This is a genomic window from Simplicispira metamorpha (genome assembly GCF_004341365.1).
Taxonomy (GTDB): Bacteria; Pseudomonadota; Gammaproteobacteria; order Burkholderiales; family Burkholderiaceae_C; genus Simplicispira; species Simplicispira metamorpha.
In genome coordinates, this window is record NZ_SLXH01000022.1 from 1 (window position 1) to 23,237 (window position 23,237).

12 protein-coding genes and 1 pseudogene are annotated in these 23,237 nt (G+C 57.7%); 4 read left to right on the top strand and 9 right to left on the bottom strand.

Annotated elements, in window-relative coordinates; genetic code table 11:
• The first annotated feature begins 1,194 nt into the window (after positions 1-1,194).
• A complete protein-coding gene (gene trfA / locus EV674_RS12030; protein ID WP_119014411.1) occupies positions 1,195-2,289 on the top strand; it encodes a plasmid replication initiator TrfA in 1,095 nt (364 codons plus the stop codon).
• Between the two features lie 71 nt (positions 2,290-2,360).
• Here the strand turns inward: trfA and EV674_RS12035 are convergent.
• A pseudogene (locus EV674_RS12035) lies at positions 2,361-2,588 on the bottom strand (DDE-type integrase/transposase/recombinase); the annotation flags it as partial.
• A 459-nt stretch (positions 2,589-3,047) separates the two neighbouring features.
• Between EV674_RS12035 and EV674_RS12040 the strand changes: the two are divergent.
• From EV674_RS12040 to EV674_RS12050, 3 genes are all read left to right on the top strand, one after another.
• Positions 3,048-3,425: a hypothetical protein gene (locus EV674_RS12040; RefSeq protein WP_132750440.1), complete on the top strand. Its 378-nt coding sequence runs from the start codon at positions 3,048-3,050 to the stop codon at positions 3,423-3,425.
• Between the two features lie 160 nt (positions 3,426-3,585).
• A complete protein-coding gene (locus EV674_RS12045) occupies positions 3,586-5,127 on the top strand; it encodes a hypothetical protein (RefSeq protein WP_132750441.1) in 1,542 nt (513 codons plus the stop codon).
• A gap of 352 nt (positions 5,128-5,479) precedes the next feature.
• A complete protein-coding gene (locus tag EV674_RS12050) occupies positions 5,480-5,755 on the top strand; it encodes a hypothetical protein (RefSeq protein WP_132750442.1) in 276 nt (91 codons plus the stop codon).
• Between the two features lie 517 nt (positions 5,756-6,272).
• Here EV674_RS12050 and EV674_RS12055 read toward each other — a convergent pair.
• The 8 genes from EV674_RS12055 to EV674_RS12085 form a co-directional block, all read right to left on the bottom strand.
• Positions 6,273-8,390, bottom strand: a complete 2,118-nt coding sequence (locus EV674_RS12055) for a UvrD-helicase domain-containing protein (RefSeq protein ID WP_119014407.1) — start codon at positions 8,388-8,390, stop codon at positions 6,273-6,275.
• Positions 8,391-8,393: 3 nt separating this feature from the next.
• Positions 8,394-14,792 (bottom strand): DEAD/DEAH box helicase, encoded by a 6,399-nt coding sequence (locus EV674_RS12060; protein ID WP_119014406.1) that lies wholly within the window; start codon positions 14,790-14,792, stop codon positions 8,394-8,396.
• Between the two features lie 26 nt (positions 14,793-14,818).
• Positions 14,819-15,520: a PIN domain-containing protein gene (locus EV674_RS12065; RefSeq protein WP_119014405.1), complete on the bottom strand. Its 702-nt coding sequence runs from the start codon at positions 15,518-15,520 to the stop codon at positions 14,819-14,821.
• A complete protein-coding gene (locus EV674_RS12070) occupies positions 15,520-16,101 on the bottom strand; it encodes a hypothetical protein (RefSeq protein WP_132750443.1) in 582 nt (193 codons plus the stop codon). Before EV674_RS12070 ends, EV674_RS12065 begins: the two co-directional genes overlap by 1 nt.
• A 133-nt stretch (positions 16,102-16,234) precedes the next feature.
• Positions 16,235-16,672, bottom strand: a complete 438-nt coding sequence (locus EV674_RS12075) for a hypothetical protein (protein ID WP_132750444.1) — start codon at positions 16,670-16,672, stop codon at positions 16,235-16,237.
• Positions 16,673-16,700: 28 nt separating this feature from the next.
• The gene (locus EV674_RS17420) at positions 16,701-16,844 is read right to left on the bottom strand and encodes a hypothetical protein (RefSeq protein ID WP_157983710.1); all 144 of its coding nucleotides are present in this window, start codon (positions 16,842-16,844) and stop codon (positions 16,701-16,703) included.
• A 2-nt stretch (positions 16,845-16,846) separates the two neighbouring features.
• Positions 16,847-18,349, bottom strand: coding sequence for a hypothetical protein (locus EV674_RS12080; protein WP_119014402.1), 1,503 nt, complete (start codon positions 18,347-18,349; stop codon positions 16,847-16,849).
• Positions 18,346-23,229: an AAA domain-containing protein gene (locus EV674_RS12085; RefSeq protein ID WP_119014401.1), complete on the bottom strand. Its 4,884-nt coding sequence runs from the start codon at positions 23,227-23,229 to the stop codon at positions 18,346-18,348. The genes EV674_RS12080 and EV674_RS12085 overlap by 4 nt, the downstream gene beginning before the upstream one ends.
• Positions 23,230-23,237: the final 8 nt, after the last annotated feature.

A 23,237-nucleotide genomic window follows, 5' to 3' on the forward strand; every position in this document is an offset into this window, starting at 1 on the left:
GCCGCAGGACTGAGCTTTCTCATGTCGGTCAGTTTCATCAAGACAACATCCGGGTAATCAGAAATATTTCAAGTCGTTTTGTTTCTAATTAATAAGTGCAGGCTGCACAGTGTTGCGGCCTTGACCGCACGCCCCTCACCCACTTAGAGATGGCAGCAAAGAAACCTTTGCACACACCCACAAGAAGGCCACTGCCCTAGCTACAGGCCACCTTTTTTGCACGGTTGAACATCAAGCAGCAATCGTGGGGCGAATCTGAGATGTCGACAAAGTGACCTAAAAATCCTAACCGCTCGGATAAATGGGATGCCAATCGGGTTGCATTTGACAGGCCTGAACGTCATGAACCGCTTTCAAAAAGAAGCAGGCTCACCTTAACGCCCCCGACAAACTCCAGAACGACACTCTTTGACCCTACGGATGTGTGAGTGCAGCACACATCAGTTCAGCATCAGGGGCATTTCATCAAAGGTCTTGTCCGTTATCTGGACGGCAAATTGCTGAAACGCATGACTTTTCATCTTGCGAAGACAAGAGAACTTCACACTCTGCATAAAAAACCTTCGGATGGGTGAAATCTCGAGCCAACTGAACGCTATACACACTTCACACGTTTGAGATTTGGGTAGTTAGTTCAGTCGAATTGAAGAGCGGATGAATACCTCATTCCAATTCTTTGAGCCTCTGCGCTGATTCGTTCGAATTAGAAATCACACCAGTTCTACAAGATGTGCCTCATCGAGTTGAGTGCCATGTTGCAGTGTGTGTTGATAGTACGCCGAACCTTTCTCGTGACGCCCGTTGATTCCTGCAACAAGGTGGAGACGGTGGCAACCTAGCTTGCAGTTAGCAGTTGATTCCCTGAGGGTCAGCACGCTGATGCAGAAGCCAGGAAGCAGTGAGCAGAGAAGACACCCAAAAGAGAGCCAGACAGTGTTGTGAGCAACGTTGTTTTGGCAGAAAAGAGCAACCGACGAAAGAATATCTTTATTAAAGACTAATGACTAGGAGACAAATGCCAAAATTTACCTATGTAACCTCATCATTTCAGCATGAGATTCATTCCTCCAAGCCATGTCTAAAGCCTTCCTAAGCCATGGGCTAGAAACTTCCAGGCCATCAGTGGCCAGATAGCAGCGGCCAACTCATGGTCGCATCCTCCTTAATTCTTCACCCAGCCACCAACAACTCCAAGTGGCTATCAAAACCTTAAACATCATGACAGAATCGCAAATTACGAAAAACCGAATCTCGGAAATGGCTGTGCAAGCACAAGCAGCAAGAGCCCAAGCCGATAGAACAGATATAGGCACCAAAGAAAAATTTAATCTTTTAGGGGCCGCTCAAACAATCGAAGTAAGCATCTCAATTCTTAAGAATTCCCTCAAAAAAGATGCGTCCGAAACATTCATCCATGACTTGCAACACAATACAGCAGATGCAGAATTGAAACATAAGCGTCAGCGTCAGTCTGTTCGAAGTGAGGATGGTGTTTTTCTGCCATCATGGGAAAAAGGAAATTTTGCTCTCCCGAATTCAATCATCAGGTCGGCACTGTTTTCTTCTTGTTCAAATCCATTGACGGTTACAGGGCATCAGAAGATTAAAACACAAGGGCAAAACGCCATCATTCTTGATGGCCATCTTGTTGACTATGACCGACTTGTGTGGGCTGCTTTACTCACCATTGCGAAAGACACTCCTCTGGCAGAATCTCCAGATTCACCATGGACTACAGTGACATACTGGCAATTAGCGACAGCGATGAATATAAATTTCGGCACGAGTGCGAAAAAGGCAATTCGCAGTAGCTTGTTGCGCCTGATGTCAGCCAGACTCGAGGTTCGTGTCAAGCACCTCAACTTCAACCTGCCTCAGTTGGTCGAAATCTCTTTGGAAGAGGTTCCAGGCAGAGCATCCAGAAAAAACCCTGACGCCACCACAGAAAGGATTGTGTTCAGAATACCTAAAAACGTCGCTGAACTCTTTGGTCGCGCATCATGGACTAAAGTACCTGAATCTGCGATGAAATTTTCAGACCTCGTTCGCTGGTTGGCAATCTACTACAGCAGCCACGCCCAGCCCTATCCTCTTCCTTTGAAAGACCTGTACGATTTTTCAGGGTCGACATGCGGTATGGCGGAGTTCAAAAATCGTCTCGAGCAAGCGCTGAAAAAACTTGCAAAAGAAGAAACACCCGAGGAAATACGCGTTAAGTCCTACCATTTAGACCCAGAAAAAAAGACGATGACTGTGAAAATGTGCCGTTGGACACATCAAGAGGCATGAGTGGGCCGTGGTCTTATGGCTGTTCACGCAACATAAACAGGTATCGGAAGGTGCGTGAAGGCATTGGCCGCAGGCTGGCGTTCGTACAAAGCCTGCTCCAGCGCGTCCAGCACGAAGTCGGTTTGCATGCTGCGGCTGACCCGCCAGCCCACAATGCGCCGGGCGTACACATCCACGACAAAGGCCACGTACAGCCAGCCTTGCCAGGTGCTGACATAGGTGAAGTCCGATACCCACAGCTCGTTGGGTCGGCTGGCCTTGAATTGCCGTTTGACGTGGTCCAACGGGCACGGTGCCGATGCCACAGGTGCCTCTCTTCGTGTTGGAGCAACGTAATGCACACACCGTGACATTACTTACAAACAACTCTAACAGAGTAACGGCCACACAAATGTGGCTGGGCTGGTGCCCTCAACTCAACGCCTGCCGAACAAAGCCTTGAGCAAATCCCTTCGATTGCAGGGCAATTGGCGTAGACGCTTTCAAGTACCCCAGGCTACTCGCTCGAAAAGAACCCCTTGATGGGGGGATGCGCGCACTGTCACATTGCTCACTTTGCCCGGAAGCGGGATGAAGAAGCCGTATACCTCCAGGTTAGGGCGCCCAACGACAAGAGGTTGCGACTCATCTCAGCCATAAAAATAGGCCAAGCTCCACAAACTACTTGCCCTAGAAGTGGTGCTCGAGAGCGTCCGCCCCAGAAGTTGACTGCAAATATTGGTGGATAGGCGAAAACTGCCATTCCCTTAAAACTTGGCATGCCGTCGCAATCTTTCGGCGGTGCAACTTTTTCAAGAAATTGGATAAATATGCAAGTCCTCCAGAAAATCGGAACTCGCGTTCAGGCCGCAAAAACCGCAATCAATGGTGCGGGCGAGACTTATCACTGCAATGCCGCCGTAGCCGACCATGGCCTGGCCCAGGTCGTGGCACAACGGGCTACCAACTTGGCGCATGAACACCCAAGCCTCTCTCAGGCCGACGCCATGATGCTGGCGGCTCGAGAAGTCGGCCTTGTTCAGTCCTTCGCGACAGGCAGCAAGCCGTTTCACGAGGTGCGCATGCAGCTTGATGCTCGTGTGCGCAAGCAGAGCGCCACTTCGCCTCAGACCACCAGCCAACTCTCTATCGTCTAATGTAATCTTTGCACCCGATTGCCTACTGGGCCGACCCTTTGGCGGCCCAACTTTCCCAACAAGAATCCAGGAACTGAAGATGCGTGAAGCCGGTGTCCACGTGTACAAGAACCTGCAGGCAGTGCCTACGGGAGTGACCCCTTTTTGCTTGGAGCCCAGCGTGGAACGCAACAAACAGTTGTCGCGTCTCACCAACTTGGTTGCGGATATCCTTACTGTCACCAAAGGAAAGGCCAAGCAGTTGCTAGAGCAGCACCCTCAAGACGCTGAGGGGCTCTACAACGCCCTGATTTTTGCACGCGGAAACAGCCCTGAAGAGGGAGGCATGGCCGATGCAGTGTCTCAGAAGTGGCGCGGTACCACCATGGCCCTGCTTCCTGCGTCGGACTGGATTTCGCACCAGGGACCCAACCCGGATGCTTTTCTGGTTAGGCAGGACACGCTGGGCAACCACGCATCTCTGCGGCACGTCTCCCTACAGACGCTTGACTATCGCGAAAGTTTTGACCCAGCGCGGGACCGGGTGGCTTTGCTGAAAGAGCTTCGAAGCAAGTTACCCGCTTCTGTGCGAGCGCAGTTTCAATCGCTGCTGACGCTTATCAGTGAAGCAGAGACTCCCTTCCTCAAACGTCGACTTGCCGCGTACCCACACAACGACGACCTGCACCTACTTCTCCTAATCGAGAATTTGGAACATTTATTCAATGTCCGAAAGCACGACGCTGAAAGGGTCCTGCGCCGGCGGCATGACTACCCCGACACCGTCCCTACGCCCCCGAATCACTTCGTGGGGCTGGCCAATGCAGCCTACAAGGCGGCGTTGGCAGACTTCTCCCAGACTGATGGGCCGACGACTTTGGATTTTTCCGTCACAGTGCAGAACGAGCCAGGCCACCTCATCCTGATGGTGATGTTCAACATCTGTGCAAACCGGCAGCTGCTTGAGCGTGCCCGCCAACAAGCATTGACGGCAACGGCCGGGGAGGCGAACGGCAAGTTTTTAGACGCCCTCAACCGGGCGGGCATCCATGAGCTAGACACCTTCGAATTTTCTGGGCGCAATCCCAAGTGGGCCCCCGGCCACCCGAGATATGCCCTTTATCAAAATTGCGCTGGCGCGTCCCTCGACGACTATGAGGCAGCTCTTGATGGGATGAGTTTGGTGGACTGCACCCGAGCAGGGCTTGTAGCGCAGTTTGGACCCGGCAGTCAGTGGGCCAAAACGGCGGGTTGCAAGCCACTGCTGGACTACGACCTGAATTGGGTGATGCGCCTAGCTGAGGTCAACCACGAGCATTTCCGAGGAACGCGCTTGGGGGGCAGAGAGGCAACCTACGTAACTTGGCATACGGCTGTCATGGCGGTGATGGCTTGCTGGCACAGCAACCCTTCTGTCCAAAAGGTGCATGCGCCATCTGAGCGCCAAGTACGAGCCTTCCCCGCCCGCAACGCAGGGCGTGAGTGGTCGCCAACAGCCGAGCATCTGGCGCTCTACGCCGTCATGACGGGCCAGCTTCTATTTGGCAACTCCGGACTGACCTTGCGCTCTGACACCGTAGCGGAATATGTTCAGGCTCATGTGCATATCCACGCGGCGACCCAAGGCTTGATATCCAAGGTGTTCAAGCAAGGTTCACCCAGGATGCTCCTCGCATACTCAATCCGCCTTAGTCTTGCCGGGAGAAGGCCACAACCATGTTGATGACAGACTGCCGTGCGCTACGACCTCGCTATCGACAAATTTGACGCGGTGCGGGGCTACAAAGACCTATGCTGCTGCGACCTGCTCTGGCACCGCGGTAAGCCCGAGCTCGGGCAAGAACGAATTCACGGAAGTATCCATGAAGGCGACCGTGGGGCTATCTCCGCAATTGTCTCTAGCAGGAGGGGTCTGGCGACTTTCGGCGAGCGGCTGTCAAGCTAGCAAGTTCAGCAGCACGTGCAAACGGATTTCAGACAACTCCCGCCCGACGCTGCCCTCGATGGCACCCCGGCAAAGTCGGCCGCGCGACGGACGGACAGTTCTAGGTTTTCTCCCCCGCAGAAGGATGTTCATGAGCACCAAAGCCACCCTCAAATCACGGCTTCGAGTCGACGGTCAACCCGGCTTTCACCTATATGACGACGTGCTGACCGAAATGGCATACGAACTCGCCGAGGAAAGTGGCTCTACCTCTACCCCTGCCCCTCCGGTCTATTTGACTTTGGAGGGTGTCGAAGTCGAGCTGCGAACTTTGCCATCGGGCGGCGCGGCGGTGACACTGACCATCCCTCGCGACATGGCGCGCGAGTTGGGCCTGGTGCCCCCTGAAAACAGAGAGCTGGAGTAAATAGCTCCGTGCTGTGTCACGTTAGCGATGTCAACAGCCGAAGAATTCGCGGGTTCGCTTCGCCGAGCCCCACGCCCGCCCCATCACGCAAAGCGATGCCGAGGCGCTCGGCAGTCCACGACGCCACAGCAGCTGACCGGGACACCCCAGCGGAGCAATGGACAACCAGGTCGATTTCATCGGCACAGGCATGAAGTCGGTCAACGAACTCCTGGACAGCGTGTGCATGCGATAGAGCCGGAGCAAAGTTGCCGTGGATTTCACAGTACCTGAAGTGCTGCTCTTCGGTAGGCTCAACAGAGCCGTGCTACCGGAGAATGCAACAGACGTCCATCACCAAGTCAACATCCGTGAAGTCATATTTGCACTGAGATAGAACAGTTGCGCCCAACCAATCGCAATTTTTTGGGCACCTTTGAGGTCGCAACGTGGTGCAAACGGTGACAACCAAAAAGGGATAATCTGACCGCCAAAGCCCAAAAGCGGCCATCCATCGGAGCTCTCGACAAGATTACTCTCAATGACACACCAATAACGCCCCCCGCTTTGCTCTGGTCAGCGCAACATACAACAGCTGTCGCTGGGTACCGCCATCTGGGTTGCTATCAAGGTAGCTTTTGGGCGCCACAACCGCCACACAATCAAACTCCAGACCTTTGGCCCGGTGCATGGTGGACAGGTACACCACCCCTCGCTCGTCGGTATGGCTGCTCTGGGCCGTAATAGCCACGGTTCGTACCCCTGATTGCTGCAGCAACTGGGCCAGCGCATCACGGTTTTTCTCGCTGGACGCGACCACACAGAAAGTCAATGCGATGGATTCCTCCTCGGTTAACTTCCACGAGGACAGGAACGCCTGGATGTGAGGAAAAGCTTCCTCCAGACCGTTGACGTGCGCAACGACCGGTGCGGGCCCGTGCGAGAGTGAACGGTATCGCACTGACTCGTCTTGCCCATCATCGAGGTCGTCAATTTCTACACCTTCGAGCAAAGACACCGCCTGGCGTCGTATTTCGTCGGTGGTACGGTAGTTGATATAGAGCTTTCTGGAACGCCCCCGAATGTCAATACCGCACTTGCTCATGGCCGCTTTGTTGCGGCTGTAAATGCGCTGGTGACCATCACCCACAAAGAACAAGTCGTTAGTATCCGCAGGAATCATGGCCCGCAGCAGTTTCAGCGCCTGGGGGCCAAAGTCCTGGGTTTCATCAATGATGATGGCGCTATAGGGGCTGGGTTTGGACTCTTGTTCCGCCACGAGCACCTGCGCCACTTCGCGGTAGGCATCGTCCACCTCCTTGAGCTTGCGAGAGGCCAACTGGCCTCGGTACTCCTCAAACACCGGCCAGACAGCGTCGCGCTTGGCACGGCTGAGCACCACGCCACGGCCAACACGTTTGGCTGTGCGGTACTCTTCCTGGGTCGTAATGCCCTGGGCCAAAACCACTTGCTCCAGTTCCTGCTCATAAAAGCTGGGGGGCAAGTCCAAGCTGCTATCTCGCACAGCCAACGCCGACTGCCAGGCCTGCAAGGCACCTTCCTGCTTACGGTCATAGACGATGCGGTGTTCCCACCGGCGACTGCGCATGAAACCATGCACCCAGGCATCCAGATTGGTGACCTCCAGTTTGGCCAGCGTAGTGGCTCCGCACAGGGTCTTGAGGTTCTGGTCAATATCGGTGGCCAGGTTTTTGGTGAAGGTCGTGAACAACACCTTCTTGCCCGCTGGCGTGCGGTTTTCTGCCAGCCACCGTGCCCGGTGCATGGCCAACACTGTTTTACCAGTACCGGCACCCCCCAAGACGCGGACCGGGCCACTGCGGTCGCCAACGGCCAGCTTGGCCTGTGTCGGGTGCAAAAACACACGCCATTGCGACAGCGGGGCATTCAGAATGGCCGCCAATGACTCATCGTCACTGACCACGACAAAACGGGACTGTGACTCGGGTGTGGCCAAGGCTGCTGCAAAGTCTTGCGTGTCGATTTGACGGTCTACGCGGGTTTCGCGGATGTGCAGCACATGGTCAACGCTGTCGCCCGCTGCCACCAAAAACAGTCCCTCGTAAGCTTCAACCGGCAAGCACGATTGCACCTGGTCCAAAGCCGCCTCATCGGCGAGGTGTTTGACCATGTCCACCAGTTCAGCAGGAACGCCCAGGCTCATGAGCTGCTGGTCCGACAGAGCGGCAAAAACGGTTTTTTTCTTCTCAGGCGGCGCTTGCACGGGCAGCGTGTCAGAGGTCGATTCGGGTACTGAAGGGATGATAGAGGCGGCGCTTGGCTCAGGCACCTGTTCCACAGTCACCAGCTGCATGGCACCAGTGACCGGATTGATGGTCAGCTTGCGGTTTTCTGCCCAGCGGTAGGCTGCGTCGTGGTGGTCCACATAGAGCAGCACGTACACATCGCCTGATTTGGGCTTGAACACAATGCCGCGCCAGTCCACATCCAGGCGTACCGACTTCAGGTTTGGGTCACGCGCGCCCTGGATGTTTTCGTAATTGATGCCAGCGCTTGTGGGGTCAGCCTGAAACTGCACAGCCCACTTCATCACCTTGGCATGAACTTTCACTGGCAATTTGGCCAGCTGCATCAAAAAATCGTTGCTCAGCGCAACTTTCGGCTGGAGACTCATGCGTCATTCCTTCTCTGTGATGGGCAAACCCATGGCCCGGGCCAGTGCCTGGTACCACGCAACGCCACCTGTCTTTTCCATGGCCTCGTCCAGCAGGAAGACGGCCCATCCTTGCTGTTTCCAGGCTTCTTCCATGTCCGCCTGGTCGTCTCTGAGCACCACCACCCGGGCATCGGGCCAACACAGCTCACACTCAGCCAGCACTTTTCCTTTGTCATCAGCCAGTTCCAAACCGACCTCCGGGATGGCCGCACCGGACTCGGCCAAGCGCGTCAGGCCGTCTCGCAAAGGCGGCATCGTCTGTGCAATCGTTTGTTGCCAGGCGCCATTGATAGCAGAGTGCTGGACCGCTTTGGCATCATCTGCCTTGGACGCAAAATCCAGACGCACATAGTCATGGGCCTGCAAGCCAGTATCTGTCGCCAACCACATCCCAGGCAGCGTCTGGGTAGTGTTGTAGAGGTGCAGCCACAGGCGCCAGGACTGGTGCAGCGTCTCCTCGGCCGGTGCAGCGCTGTCTTCCAGCACCCAAACGCCGGGGGCACCCTGCTCTTTCAAGCCTTCCAACCCCACATTGGCGACAGCCATAGGCCAGATACCAAAGAATTTGCACACACCAGTAGCCCTGCCCACGCTGGGAGCAAATCCTTTGGGAACAGACTGCAAGTGCTGCGACAATCGCGCCGCCCACTGGCCCCACAAAGTCATGCATTGAGCTGTTTGCGCTTTGCTGGAGGGCACCATCAAGAAGCCAAGCCACAGGGCATTGCGCTGCATTTGCTGCACCCCGGGGTCCACGCCCTGCGCAGTAGGGGTTCCAAGCCACATCAGCAGGCGGGCTACTGCATGGTAGGTAAAGGCTTTCTCCTGCGCCCGAGGGACGGCAGCGTGCGCCGTGCTGCCGTTATGGTGCGACATGGACACCAGGGGGGACTCCAGGTCGGTCTCCAATTCACCGCCCAGGGCACTGGTCACATCACGGTGGGTCACCGACCAGACCCAGAACTGTCCACTGCTGACAATGGCGCTGCGCTTGAGCGCATCCTCGCGCAAGGAGCCCTTGTGAAACGCCCAGCCATCACAAAACACGGCGATGGGGCGGCGCTTGCTGCTGGCAGACCAAGGCCAGATGACGAAATCGGGCTTGCTGGGCACCTGCACACCCTCGTCTGGTCCCAAAGCGCATTGGGGCTCGACTTTGTAGCGCTGTTGCCCCACTTCCAGAACAAAGCCGGACTTGCCGTGCACTACGTCACTGACCAGTTTCACTTTGGGAATCGGCCCCACCCCGCCCAGGCGCTGGAGGCATTCGATGAACCGGGATTCCAGCACGGAGTCGAAGTGGGGGTTGATGTAGATGTCCGATATCGTTTCGACCTTCTCCAGCTGTGCCAACGCCCCCACCAGTTCTGACAGGACCGACTTGGCGGTGTCCCTGGAGACCAGCTCCATACTTCGCCCAAGCCGGTACTGGAAGACGCAGCGGTAGCAGCCGTCTTTTTCTGGGTCTTCGTTGCATACACAGCCTGTCACCGCATCCAGGGCCATGCGCAGGACCTCGGTCAAGGTCCCGGCATCCTGGGCCAGTAACTGGTGCAGGTAACCGGTTCCACCGGGCACCGAATCGTAGAGCATCACGTAGTAACGCCGTGGGCCGCCATCTTTCCCGGGTTCATCCTGTAGCACCATGCGCAGGTGGTCCACCTTGCCACCAAAACGTTTTTTCAGGCCCAGCTGGACTGCCGCCATGAACGACTGCACCACTTTCTCGTCCACCCCGTTCTTGGTGTAGGGCACCAGAATGCGCAGGGCCTCCGACTCAAACTCACGGTACAGATACAGGCACTCCAGCAAGTTGTCGGGGGACTTGCTGTCCCTTTTCGGGCAATCAAAACTGTGAACCTGCTCGCACGCCTCACCATTGCGCCGGACGGGCTTTTGCACCTTGCCGCAGTACTTGCACAGGCGAAACCCTGGGCGGGAAGACTCTTTGTCGGCCACCTTGAAGGCCTCGCCGGGCTTGGCAAGCTCGCCAAAGTTGACATCCCGGAAGCTGACGCGGGAGATGAACTCAAAGCCAAAGGGTAAATCCCCGTTGTTGACTCTCCAGGCTTCCCGGATGTTTTCTCGCTGGAAATCCGCCATCAGCTGGCGTACGTAGTACTTGGGTTCGCGGTCTTCGGCGCTGTCGTCGATGCGCACTTCGGTGTCGTTGCTGTTGGCAATGGCCTGCTTGAAACGCAGCAAGGTGCGCTTTTGCGCCGCATCAGACCACATGGCATCGCCACACCGAGGGCACTGGGTGTGCACGTCCGGCTCCTTGACCAGGTTCTGCATGTGGTGGCACGAAGGACAAAACCGCCACTCCTCGGCCTTGGCCAGGTTCATGTTGATTTGGTCCACCTCCACCCGGCGCTGGTTGGCATAAAAACGGTTTTCCGGGGCGAATTCCGACAGGGCTGATTGGGCAGGTCGCTCGTACTTGAGGGTGCTCAAGGTCACATAGGCACCCTGCCCTGGTTCGTCGCTGGCACGCTTGCGCCAGAGCACCGACTTCAGTTCCACGCCGACCTCGGGGAAAGCGTAGTTGGGTATCAAACCTGCATCGGTCAGGGTGTTGAGCAGGTCGCGCCCATCAATCTCTTTGATGAGCTCCAGCATCTTGTCGCGTTCACGCAGCAGCTGGTCCATCTCATCGCGCGTGGCATCGTCCTGCGGACGCTGCTCCAACCGTTTCTTGCTGGTGTCGAGCTCATTCTTGCGCTTTTTGTAGCTGCGCCGCTCCTCCACCAGTTCCTCAAGTGCTTTGACCAAACGGGTGCGCAAGCCGTCTGCCTCCCCCTGCCCCTGCATAAAGTCCAGCAGCCGCAGGCGAACGGTCTCGTCGATGTCACCGGCCAGCAAGGCCACAAAGCCATCGAACAGCCGCTGCTCGTGCTGGGTGACGTAATTGCAAAACAGGTAAGGGAAGCGGTCTTGCTTGGCATGCTCCAGGGCATCCAGGGCCTGGGAGGTTTTGTCGGGCAGGGCCTTGTCGTTGCTCAGGCTGCTGACCCAGTCGTCCATACAGTAGGCAAACAACTGGCGGCGCAGTACTTCCGCCGCCTGTAGGAACACGCCAGGGGGAGCGACTTCACCACTGAGCATCTCCTGCGTTTCAGCAAAGAAGTACAGGTCGTGCGGGCTGCTGCCATCGGCCAAGGTGGTAGTCATGGCATTGCCATCACGCCGGCCGGCACGACCGATGCGCTGCAAAAAGCTCGCCTGATTCGGCGGTACCGAACACAGCAGCACCGAGGACAAATCGCCAATGTCCACACCCATCTCCAGCGTGGGGGTGGCGGAGAGCAGGTTTTCAAACCACGGCTGTGGCTGCTTGCTTTTGAAACGTGTTTCCAGCTCCTCGCGGGCTGTGCGCTCCAGCAGACCGGTGTGCTCGGCGGCAATCACCCGCCGCATATCCCCCTGGCTGTAGCGCTGGGCCCACCAGCTGATGGCGTCGGGAATCAGCACTTCGTAGTGCGACTCGGGAGCATCCAGACAAGGCATACCCAGCAAATGCTCCGCCATGCTGCGCGGCACGGCCAGGCGGCGTTTGCTGCCCTGGGTGGCGACAAAGACCACATCGGTGTGCAGCTCCAGGAGTTCGGGATTGAGGGCCCAGGTACCTCCTTCGTGGTGGTCCGTGCGCAGCAGCAGAGCCGCCTTCTCCAGTGCCTGCAAGGCATCGGCAGCCATCTCTGGCGCCATGCCTTTGCGCATCAGGGCTTGCTGCCCCAGCACGGCATAGGCCCAGCGGTCGTACCAAGTGGCTTTTTGCTGGCCGCTCAACTTGTCGAAGTCACGCTGTCGCCCCTCGGTCAGAAAGATAGGTTTGGGGGAGCGTCCGAGCAGGCTGGGCAACCATTCACCCCGACCTGCCGTTTTGAGCAAGGCAAAGACGTTGCCATCGCCGGCGTAGTGCTGCAACTCAGGGTGCATCACTGCACCGCGCCGGCGCATATGGGTGAGCAGGCCCCACAGCCACTGCGTCACGGTGAGCTGGTCCAGGCCCTGGGCACCGTAGTGCTCCTGGTAGCGCGGCAACAGCTCCTGGGCCACCGCATCGACCTCGCCCCAGGGAACCGCCAGCACCGCCTTACCCACCCGCTCCAAGGTACGGCCTCGCTGGCTTTGGTAGGTCCACTCGCTGAAGGCTTGCCACAAAAGGCGTTTTTTGACGCGGCCAGGCAGCCGACTTTCCGTGGGCAGACGCTGGTGCTGCAGCAGCTCTACAGCCCAATCACGCTGCCAGGTCATGTTGGGCGCAATGAACTCGGCTACCAGCTCAGCATCTGGCAGATGCAGCACCGAGCCCTGCGTTGCAAAGCGTTGCTCCATGGCAGCCAGAAACTCGGACCAGGGCATGACCGGGCGCTGCATCTCGTCCAGCACATGGGCCAGGGCCGTGCGCACATTGTTCAGGTAGGTGCGGGCACCAAAGAAGCCAGCCCGGTGGGCGGCATCCTGCACCGAGTCCGAGAAAGCAATCAGCTTCTTGTCATCGTTGAACACACTGGCCCAGGTGCTCTCCACCACTTGGGAGCCCAACGTGGCATTGCGGGCACCGAGCAGGAATTGGGTGTCTTTTTCTCCGCAGGCCGGGCAGGTGTTGTCGTGCAGGGTGTACTGGGTGTTGCCGCTGATTTGGGTTTTCTGGGCCGTGACCCGGAAAACACCCAGCAACTCCCGGTGGCCACAGGCCAGGCACTCGTCCTGGGAGTTCTGCAAGGTGCCACACGATAGGCACACCCGCTCTTCCACGCCGTCCACATGGCTGCGGCCCACACTGCCTGCGGCGTACAGGCGTGTGGCCTCGGGCCTGCGGGCAAACCAGGTGTTGTAAATCTCATCGAGCGCCACGGAGAGCTTGCTGCTGCCCTCCACTTTGCGCGAAATCCAGCCCGTGGTGCGGCATTGGCTGCATTGGACCAAGGGCAGATACACCCCGTCGCGGCTACCAGGTAAGTCTCTTTCACTGCAAAAACGCATGTCTTCGGGGTTCACGGTGAGCTTGCCCACCATGCGCCGCAGCTCACGCACCCACAATTGCACGCGCAGTGTGACCAGGGGTTGCCCGTTCTCGCCCAAGGCCCAGGCGACCAGAACCAGCAAGGCGTCGAGCACCTGGCCCACCTGGGCGCGGCTCGCCGTGGGCATGTGCCGGGCAAAGGCTTCGGTCAGTTCCCGGTAGCTGACTACCCCGCCGCGCAGGAGCTTGAGCAAGTTGACGAACCACTGGTGCTGCTTGAGCCGCTTGCCCAGGGTCTTGCGCCAGCCGGGCTCGCGCACATCCTCTGGAACGACTTCTTCCGGAAAAAACAGAGTGAACCATGCCGCCACGGCCTGTTCTGGGCTGGCGTATTGGCGCGCATCCAACGCTGCTTCCAACTCGGGTCGGAAGGTGAACATGTAGTCCACCGTCGCCTCTTCCAAAAAGGCGCCCACCGACTGGCGGCTTTCTGTGACCACGGCGTCCTCGTCAAACGCCACGCCAAAAATCTGCCGCGCATAGTCGCGCAGCGGTGCCGTGTCCGACGAACCACCCAGTGTGGCGGAGGTACCCGCACAAATCAGGTGACCGGCAGGGATTTTGAGGCGGGCGCGCAAGCGGCGCAGCAGCAAAGCCAGGTCGGTACCCTGGGCGCCGTCAAAGGTGTGCAGTTCGTCCACCACCACATAGCGCAGAGTATCTGGGGCGTTGTGGGCCCACAGCGTCCTGTCCTTGGGGCGCAGCATCAGGTAGTCCAGCATCTTGTAGTTGGTCAGCAAGATGTCGGGTGGGTTCTTGCGCAGAGTGTCGCGGTCGGTGATGACGGTTGTGCTGGTCATCAGCACGCCCTGGCCGGGTGCGCTGGCCTGGCCCCCCACGTACAGCCCTACGCGCAAGCCAGCAAAGGCGGGCACGGTGGCTACCAGCTCGGCAATGCGGCGTGCCTGGTCGGATGCCAGGGCGTTCATGGGATAAATCACCAGGGCTTTGATGCCGGCTTGTCCGCTGGCGCGAGCGCGGGCACAGTGGTTCAGCACCGGAAACAGAAAACACTCCGTCTTGCCGCTGCCGGTGCCCGTGGCTACCAGGGTGCTCAGCGCCTTGTGGTTGCTGGACAAGCGCTCCCAAGCACGTTCCTGGTGACTGTAGCCGGGAAACTTTGTCTCAAAGCTCTGGAAGAAGCTGCGCCCCGCCCTGCCCTCGCTGAACGGCAGGCCCACCTGCACATAAGGTCCCTTGAGCCAGCTCTCCTCGTCATTGACGAAGCGGCCCATCAAGCCGTGGCTGAAAGCATCGGCAGGTTCGTAGGCAGAAACCAGGAATTGTTTGAGACCAGTCTGGATGTCGCGGGCAAGGAGGGAAGGGAGCATGTTGTCGTTCGTTCTAGGCGAGGGACCTATTTGGCACGCCCCTTGGTTGCAGGTTTGGCGGCACTTGGCTGTGCAAGCCCCCAGCGCACAGCCAGGTCGGCTGCCAGCTCCTGGTTGTCAAACTGCTGCGGGCTGCTGATAGAAGCGAGCATGTCCAACAGCGAGAAAGCTGGGTTCTTGAAATCCGCAGCCGTCTTTTGCAGGCTGCTGGATGCCCCCTCGGGGTTCATCTGGTACACCAGTTGCAACACATCGCCTGGGTGCAAGGGAAACACGCCGAACGGCTCCAGCACCTTGGCCGGTAAGTCTTTCAGGTTGTCGGTAGCCAGCACCACATCGTAGCCCGTGGTTTGCGCCCAATCGGCAGCGGCCAAAGCCATATGCACATCGTCAGGGTCTGGCAAGCGCAAAAGTGGTGCGAATGCCTTGTTGCCGCGCAACAGCTCCGGCCGCTCGCCGTTATCGTCCCAACCCGGCAGCTGAAAACCGGGCACTAGGTGCTTTTTGACGGGTGCCAAGCGCTTTTGAGCCCAAACCAGGTCTTCAAAGGTGCTCCCGCGCTGATTGGCTTGAGCGCGAAGTCGCGCACGGTGCTTTGCGTATTCCACCTCAATCTGCGGGGTCCAGCGCAGGTCGATAGCACCTGCCTTGGCAAGGTCGAAGAATGCGAATAACACCACGTCCTTGACCAGTACATTGGCGTCCGCAAGGACGATAAGCGGCGGCATCAGGTTGTGATGCCCAGCTTTTTGGCCAATGCCTGCGCCCGGGCGCGTGACCTCTTGCGCTCTGTCAGGGGTACCGCCTGAGCGTTCTCCTGCTGCAGCGTCAAATCAACCGCTTTGCGTGCTTGGGCCAAGGTCTTGGGGGCCTCCGCAGAAGCATTGGCCATCAGCGCTTCAAACTCACCGGCCAACACCTTGCGGTGTCCGCCTGCAGTGCGGTTTACTCGGCCTTTGTACGCCCCAGAATCGAGCAGGGCGGCCACAAAGGGCCGCGAAAATCCGCTGCGATTGGCGGCCTCCTGGGTGGTAATCCACTCCTCCTGGGCCAATGCCTGTGCCTTGCGCGGCCTCGAAACAGCAGATGTGTCCACCAGCTTCGCTATTTGGCGTGCCAATGCATCGGCCATTGCATCAATTTCTGCCATCGGCAGGTCAGCGCCATGTGCTTTCAACTCAACGGGCAATGCATTGCGCAAAACCGATGAATATTGCTGCAGCACTGACGCTCGCGCACTCTGGGCCTGGCGAGAGCTGGGCTGCTTGGCGGTTTGGCCAAGTTTGGATTGATAAGTAGCGATGCCCATGGTCATGACTCCTTGGTCTTGGGTGGCGCTTCAGAGAGAGTGCAAAAATCGAAAAAATCGAAGTAATTATGCGACAACCTCGCGACAGGAGCAAATACCGCGGCCTGAGGCTGGCCCCAGAGGCTGCGAGGAGTCACTTCACCGGCACGGCCTTTTTCAATTTCTCCACAAGTGGCTGAGACATCGCCTTCACACGGTCGTGGCACTCGCTCTCTTCTTTCGGTAATCGCGGCAGCCCCCGCTTCACGCGAGAGAAGTCGGCCAGTTTGAAAGCTGCGTCGTAGTAGTCTTTGAGCTCTTTTGCCAACGCCTCATCAAGGCAAAAAACCGCTGTGTGCTGGTGGCGATAGAACAGCCGCACCACATCCAAATCCGGGGCTTGGCCTTTGCACTGCATGTGCATGCTCAAATCCAGAAAGGCATCAAACACCGCACGGCGCTCGTGGTACATCGCCTGCGCATTCGCCCGCTTGGCCTCCTGGGCTGACCGATGCGCGCTCCATCCAGCCCACACAGCCACCACCAAAGAACCCAGCGCAACCGCTCCAGAAGCGCCCCAATCGGCAACCATCGCTGCCATCCAAGCACAGCTCACTGGCTCATCCTTCGTTTGGCGATGCCGGAACGTCATCGCCAAAGCGGCTCATCAAACCGTGGTTGAAGGCCTCGGCGGGCTCGAAGGCAGAAACAGGAAACTGCTTCAGGGTCGATTGAATGTCATTTGCGAGAAGAGATGGAAGCACGCTCAGGACTCCTCTGACTCTTCGTCGAAATGCATACCGTCGACCAGGCCGCAATAGTTAATGAATGGGAGTCCGTCTTCGAAGGTCGTCGGGGACACCCCCGCCTCCTTCTGCGAAAACTTCGCTTTGCGTCCGTATCGTCTGCCGCCCATCGCCTTTCGCAATAGCTTCTGTGCAAGGTCCAAGTGTTTCGGCATTGCAGAGAAAATGCCAATAGGCATCCAAAGCCCCGGGTTACCTGGACTGGGCATGTGGATGACTGCTGCCATAAAGCCTGTCGGATAAAGCATGAGTTCCAGCCGCCCTCCCATCAGCATGCCGTCTGGTGGCAATGGGCGCGAGAAATGGAGTTCAGTCAGCCCCTGTACCCTGAACCGACTCAGCACGGCCTGCTCCTGACCTTGCTCGGCGTAGGCGAGCAAGTGGAGGTTGTCAGAGCTCCTCCCCCCGCGAAGGTGAGACCCAAGCTCCGCCACAGTCCGTGCGAAAGCGTCCCCTCGACCCCAAAGCACGTCATCGGGAGTCAGCCACACAAGTGATGTGAGCAAAGGTCCGTTCCGACGGCTGCCCTGACGCCGGTCCTTAATTCGGGTCACGATGCGTTCAAGGTTCTCTTGAAGGTAGAGGTTGCCGAAAACTGCTTCTACGCCGACGGGGTAGCGCACGGCTTTCGTAAGATGGACTTCAGTGAGATACCGAAACAGGTCGAACTTCTTGCCCTGGAGGTACTGTCGAAGCAGTGGCAGTTCGAAGGTATCGATGAACTCCTCTAAGTCGGCCCCCCCAAGCGCGAGGGTCTTGGGAATCGCCGCAGTGACTTGCTGGTTCACGAACTGCACCAGTTCAGGCGGAGCAGCCCGCTCAAAAGTCTGGTCAATCTGCCTTTGAACTTGACCGTCACTGTCGAGCGCAAAGCTGACAGGAATCGGAATGTAAGCCCGGCGCTTGCTTTCAACTTCTTCGACCGAGTACACGCCGAACGAACGGTCGCGCAGGTCGCCTCGGAGCGCTGCCACCTCAGGAAAGCGTTGCCGGTACGCCATGCGGGCACGTTCTGCACTCTCGCCAATCGCTTCGTCAGAGGCATCCAACTTCAACAGGTTGTCCGACTGAGCTTCGCCTACTTGCGGCCTAAGAGGTGTGAAGGAAATGAGGTCAAAGGTCACCGTATCGCTTCGAAGCTCAACCTTGCTGAACCGCGGATGGTCCCCCCCCGATTCCTCAAAACGCTCGATTGCGAATCGGCTCAGTTGGACGTCTTCATCGACGACGTCGAGCAAACCTTGTCGCACCAACGAATCAATGACAGCCAACGCCTCGCTATTCGTGAAGCCGAAGTAGTTCCTGAACGCGGTGAGGTTGACTGCCCCACAGACACGTAAAAGCCGCAACACGAACTCGGTGACAACGGGTAGACGCTCCTCAAGTGCGATGTATGCATCGACCCTGAAGGTCTCCACCGGAAGCCCAAAGGTCACACGGTTGAACTCAGATGGAAAGCTCATTCCCCTTCTCCCAGTTGTTCAGCGGGTAGGAGCACAGCGCGTCCCTGCACCGCAAGCTGCTCGGTGTATTTGAAGACCCGACCCAGGGGTGTATCAGCGTGTCTTCCTTGCCAGAGCTTGCTGGCACCCACCACAAACAGCCGCTCCATAGCGCGAGACATTGCAACGTTGACCCGGTTAGGACTACGAAGAAATCCAATTCGCCCTTCCGGGTTGTTCCGTACCGTAGACAAGATGACGATGCGGTTCTCTTTGCCCTGATAGCTGTCTACCGTGTCGACCTTTACAAGGCGCCTCAAAGACCCGAGCCATGGTGCTTCGGCCTTCAGCTTGTCGATAAGTGACCGCTGCTTTCCATACATACAGATGATGCCGATAGGAGGTTCCTGCGGCTTGAGGTCCTCCGCCAAGAAAGTCATGAACTCATCGGACTCAACAATCTGTCGCAGCAACGCCATGACGACATGCGCCTCGGCGGTGTTCCAAGTCTCATCGCGGGCTTCGTTCTGTTGTTCGTGGCCCCGACGACCCAGGGTTGAAGTGTCTACCCAAGTCACTTGTTTTGACAGGTGTACGGGCAGCAAGTCGTAGTACTCGGGCGGAACACCTCTGCCCGTCTCAAGCTTGCCACCGTAGAAGCACTCGGACACCAGCTCGCCTATGTCTGGCGCCATCCGGTACTGGGATAGCAACGTTGTTCCAACCTGCTGCCCATAGGCGGAGTTGAACAGTCGCTCGAAGTCGCTCCGAAGCAGCGACGAATCGTCCTCAACGCCGTATCGCTCGCGGACTGCTTGGCGCACCTGGTCCGAGAAGGTAGGCGGCAGCTGAAGATGGTCTCCGACCAAGAGAATTCGGTGCCCCGCCTGCATTGCAACGGCCAGCTCGCTGGGCGCTGCACGTCCCGCCTCGTCGATGATGACCCAGTCGAAGATGTTCTGCACGACCCCCGCACCTCTATAACCAATACCAACGAGAGTGCCCGCAACGACGGTTCGAGACTTAGCCAAAAACTCCGCGAAATTGGCGTCTGACGAACCCAAGGCTGCCACCCACTCCTCGGACAGCTTGATGACCCTCAGGAGCCTTGAGATGGCGTCCTGCGAACGGACCTCGTACTTCTCGGCCAAACCCTCTCGAATTCCGTTCAGAATTTCGGCTGGGGCCCCTTGGGCGTCGACCTGGTAGACGTCTGCGGCGATGTCGTAAAACGATTCCGTCAGCGCGCGGACCCTAGCATCCATCGACGCTACCGACCGCTCGTCCTCCCCTCCCGTGCGAGCCTGAAGCTTCGCAATCCGGTCGCACAGCATCCCAAGCCTGAGGTGAAGGTCGACCACTTCAGCTGCGTATCCCTTCGGCAGGCCAAAAGCGGTGGCGAGCTCGACGATGCGCTCCTTCTGCTCGGCCTTGAACGACTCGCGATATGCGTTCTCGATTGAAGAGGCGTGCAGGTGCCGAATCTCGTCTGAGGCTACCGACTCCGCCCCAAGCCGGACGGCGTTGAAATCCACACCCATGTTGCGGCAGACCTCCATCCCCTTCTCCAGGGCATTGTTGACGGCTTCGTGAGCTTGGCTCACCAGCAGAATGCGCCGCGCGCCCTCCCTGGTCATCAAGTAGTGCAGCAACGAGGCAATGAACCAAGTCTTTCCAGTACCTGGAGGTCCTTGAAGCAGGCTTACAGGTCCGTTACCAAGGACACGTTTGAAGGCTTCACGCTGACTGGGATTGAGGCTTTTGCCATGGTCTGAGTACGCTTCCAAGTCCTGGTCAGAAGGGGCAGAGAACTTCATGGGCGCTAACTCGGCAGACGGAGCGGCCTCAAAGTAAGAGATGAGGCCAGGCACTACCGCCTTATCCTGAAGAATTCGCTCAACCGCGAACCGTCTTCGCGTGAACGATGCCTTCTCATTCGTGCTCATCAGGCGCAACCGACTGCCTATCTTGAAGTTCGCGCGGAGGTGAGGTTGGTCAATAGCCAGCTCTGCGTAAGCTCCAACTGTCGTGTCACGCAAATTGAGTTGACCACAGGGTTTCCAGACCCCGTCATTGGTTTGGCTTTCGACGACCACCGCGTCGGGTGGCTCATAGTTCAAAACACCGGAGTCAGCGTGGTATGGAACCAAGAGCTGCCCAGAGCGCTCTGGGTTGAATCTCTTGTCCGCCGCGACAGTCACGGTGAAAAACGCGTCCTCTTCCGCATCAAGAAGGGTTCTCCAGAGCTCACGAATAGGAACCGTGCCAACGTCATCCGAAGTCACAGGCCCGCCCTCAACCTCAGACTCGGACGCGACTTCCTTGGCTTCCGCCTGCTTGTCGCTATCGCTGGCCGGAAGGCGTCGCTTCACCTGTGCGTCGTCCAGCAAGAACAAGACCAAGTCCTGGGCATCCGGTGCTGGCCCGTCGACGAGCTGCACCTCCATGCGGACTGAGGCATCTCTCATGGTTTGAGAGCGCAACAGTTGACTCTGCGAAACGCTGTTCGCCTTCACAGACTCGACGACCTCCTTAACCGGATTCCAAATCAAGGTGAGTTGACGGCCGACGCCTGTCACGTAGAACCGGATGCTGCCCTCGGATTGGCGGTCAGGCTGCGCAGCAATATGAAAGACGCCGTTGTCGCTTCGCAGTGCACCTGCAGGTACTCCGGAGTATGCGAGGTTCGGGATGACCACTGTGAAGTTTTGCGACTCGTCTTTTTCGCTTTGCCCAGCTTTTTCGAGTGCCTTTGAGAGCGGGTCGAGGGTCGACAGCGTTTGCGCCCCGAGCAGGTTCGCCAACTCTTCATAAACACGAGGAATCGGAAGACTCCCGTTAGTCGGCGCTTCGCGGCTGGAATCCAAAACCTCGACGAGCACGGCCGCAAGGCTGTATCGGTCGCGCTCCGAGGGAGTCAACGATTGGTAGTTGTCGGGTAGATAACCAGTGGTATAGGCATCGCCCTGTGCTCTCCTGAAGTCCAGAACGTCGACCAGTACGGCATCACCCGAGCTGCGAACCACAATGTTGCCAGGGTGGATGTCGCCGTGTGAAAGCTCCACCGCATGAAGTTTGTTGAGCGTGTTCACGAGCGACCGGGCCACCTGCATGCGCGGCTCATAAACCGGTGACGTCGAGAGCCAGGCCGAAAGAGGCTGTCCTTCGACCCAGTCAGTTACCAGCAAGAGACTCCCTCTCGAAAGCCCGAAGTCGACGACAGAATGCAGCCCCGATATCTGCATGCCTTTTACAACGCGGGCACGCTCCAGGAAGGACAAGAGGCGCAGCGAAAGGTCCGGCTTCTTAGGGTCCGGCTCAACTCCGTACCAGACCTTTACGAGGTGGTCGCCGTCTTCCGTGGTGGACCGGAAGCACAGATACTCCTTCGTTTCCGCAAGCATGTCTGTCTCGTCATAGTCGCGCTCCTTGCTTTTTGCACGGTACGACTCGAAGGCTGAGACATCGACAATTTGAAGCGGTGCGTCTGTGGTCGATGAATTCAGCGCCTCCAGCATCTCCCGAGCGTTCAGGTACCGCTCGCTTGGCGCCGAAGACAACGCCCTCTTGATGACATCGGTGACACCAGCGTTGAACCCGGTCTCGGCTCTATCGGACCACGCGTACGTATCAGCGGACTTCGGTGGTCGCTCTCCGAACAACACGAGGTGCGCTAAAGCGCCGAGCATGAACACGTCTCGCCGATAGGGCGTCGCCGCGCCGTCGGCCTGGCCGTCCTCAGGTAGAACGGACTGCTCTACCTTGACTTTGTCGCGGAAGGCACCAACGGTCTTCATCTCTGGGTAGTAGGCCGCCGGAAAACCAGACATGACGACCTTCGAGGACCTGTCCACCCAGACGCTGTGGTCCCCAATGTCACGGTGCGCCACATTGAGGTCATGAAGCTCTCCAAACTTGTGAAGCACTGCTTTCACAAGGCTGAGCCGCTCGTCAGCGGAGAGTTTGGGAAGCACCGAATGGGTGAATTCGGCGAGACGGGTGACACGGCCGGGAAGGGAATACAGCTCAGTGAAATCGAGGGTCACATCCCGGTCAGCCTTGCGGCTGATAGGGCGCATAAGGCTCAGGGAGAGCTCTGCATTCTTCTCGGCAACGTACTCATAGACCCGTTGCTCTCGAAGACCTACAAAAGGGCGGTCTTGTTCGCCGATGAGGTCCAGACCAAGTGCCGTGAAGTCCCACTGTCGCAGAAGCGCATGCTTGAGCGGGTCGTCCTTGGCGCTCGCTCGAAACTCCGAATACAGCCTTTTGGGGTGAATGAAGATGGGGTCGCCCTCCGGTCGAAAGCCGTCGACTAGGTAATCTTTCGGTTTGAACGAGGGCCCCTCGAAGAACTCGTCGTACCTTTTGAGGTGGTTCAGTGGGTTGAAATATGGTCGCTTCCAGAAGTACTCTTTGAAGACCTGCTCGTAACGTAGCGACAGAAACTCAGTCATCGTCAGGACAGACTTCTCTTCGTCAGGTGTGAGTTTCATCTGTTTGACGTCACCGTGCATCACGACAAAAGAGGCAACGAACGGTGTGAAGTCCGTACCAAGCTTCTGCTTCATCAAACTCGCCAGTTTCTTGGCATTCAGATTGGCCTTAAGCACAGGGGACGTGTCCCTGAACTCCCCATCCAAATACCACTTCTGCCCATCGGACTCTAGGAGCTTGCCGTGCCAGTTCTTTAACTCCACGACTACAACAACACTGTGCGTGATGAGTACTAGGTCAAAGTCGTCGTCACCTGAACCTCGTCCCCCCCGGCTGATGGCGAAGGAAGCGTATCCACGCCATCCCTTGCTGAAAGCGGCGCTACTGAACTCTCGCTGAATCTGCTGGTGTGCCTCCACCTCGGCTTTGGGAACGCCGGTTTTCTTGATGAGCTTGATGTCCATGTTCTCCC

What these genes read in the sequence shown, in the direction of transcription:
- EV674_RS12040 (WP_132750440.1), top strand. Translation starts at nt 3,048, where the DNA reads ATGCCGTCGCAATCTTTCGGCGGTGCAACTTTTTCAAGAAATTGGATA.
- EV674_RS12050 (WP_132750442.1), top strand. Translation starts at nt 5,480, where the DNA reads ATGAGCACCAAAGCCACCCTCAAATCACGGCTTCGAGTCGACGGTCAA.
- EV674_RS12055 (WP_119014407.1), bottom strand. Translation starts at nt 8,390, where the DNA reads ATGAGTCTCCAGCCGAAAGTTGCGCTGAGCAACGATTTTTTGATGCAG.
- EV674_RS12060 (WP_119014406.1), bottom strand. Translation starts at nt 14,792, where the DNA reads ATGCTCCCTTCCCTCCTTGCCCGCGACATCCAGACTGGTCTCAAACAA.
- EV674_RS12065 (WP_119014405.1), bottom strand. Translation starts at nt 15,520, where the DNA reads ATGCCGCCGCTTATCGTCCTTGCGGACGCCAATGTACTGGTCAAGGAC.
- EV674_RS12070 (WP_132750443.1), bottom strand. Translation starts at nt 16,101, where the DNA reads ATGGGCATCGCTACTTATCAATCCAAACTTGGCCAAACCGCCAAGCAG.
- EV674_RS12075 (WP_132750444.1), bottom strand. Translation starts at nt 16,672, where the DNA reads ATGGTTGCCGATTGGGGCGCTTCTGGAGCGGTTGCGCTGGGTTCTTTG.
- EV674_RS12080 (WP_119014402.1), bottom strand. Translation starts at nt 18,349, where the DNA reads ATGAGCTTTCCATCTGAGTTCAACCGTGTGACCTTTGGGCTTCCGGTG.
- EV674_RS12085 (WP_119014401.1), bottom strand. Translation starts at nt 23,229, where the DNA reads ATGGACATCAAGCTCATCAAGAAAACCGGCGTTCCCAAAGCCGAGGTG.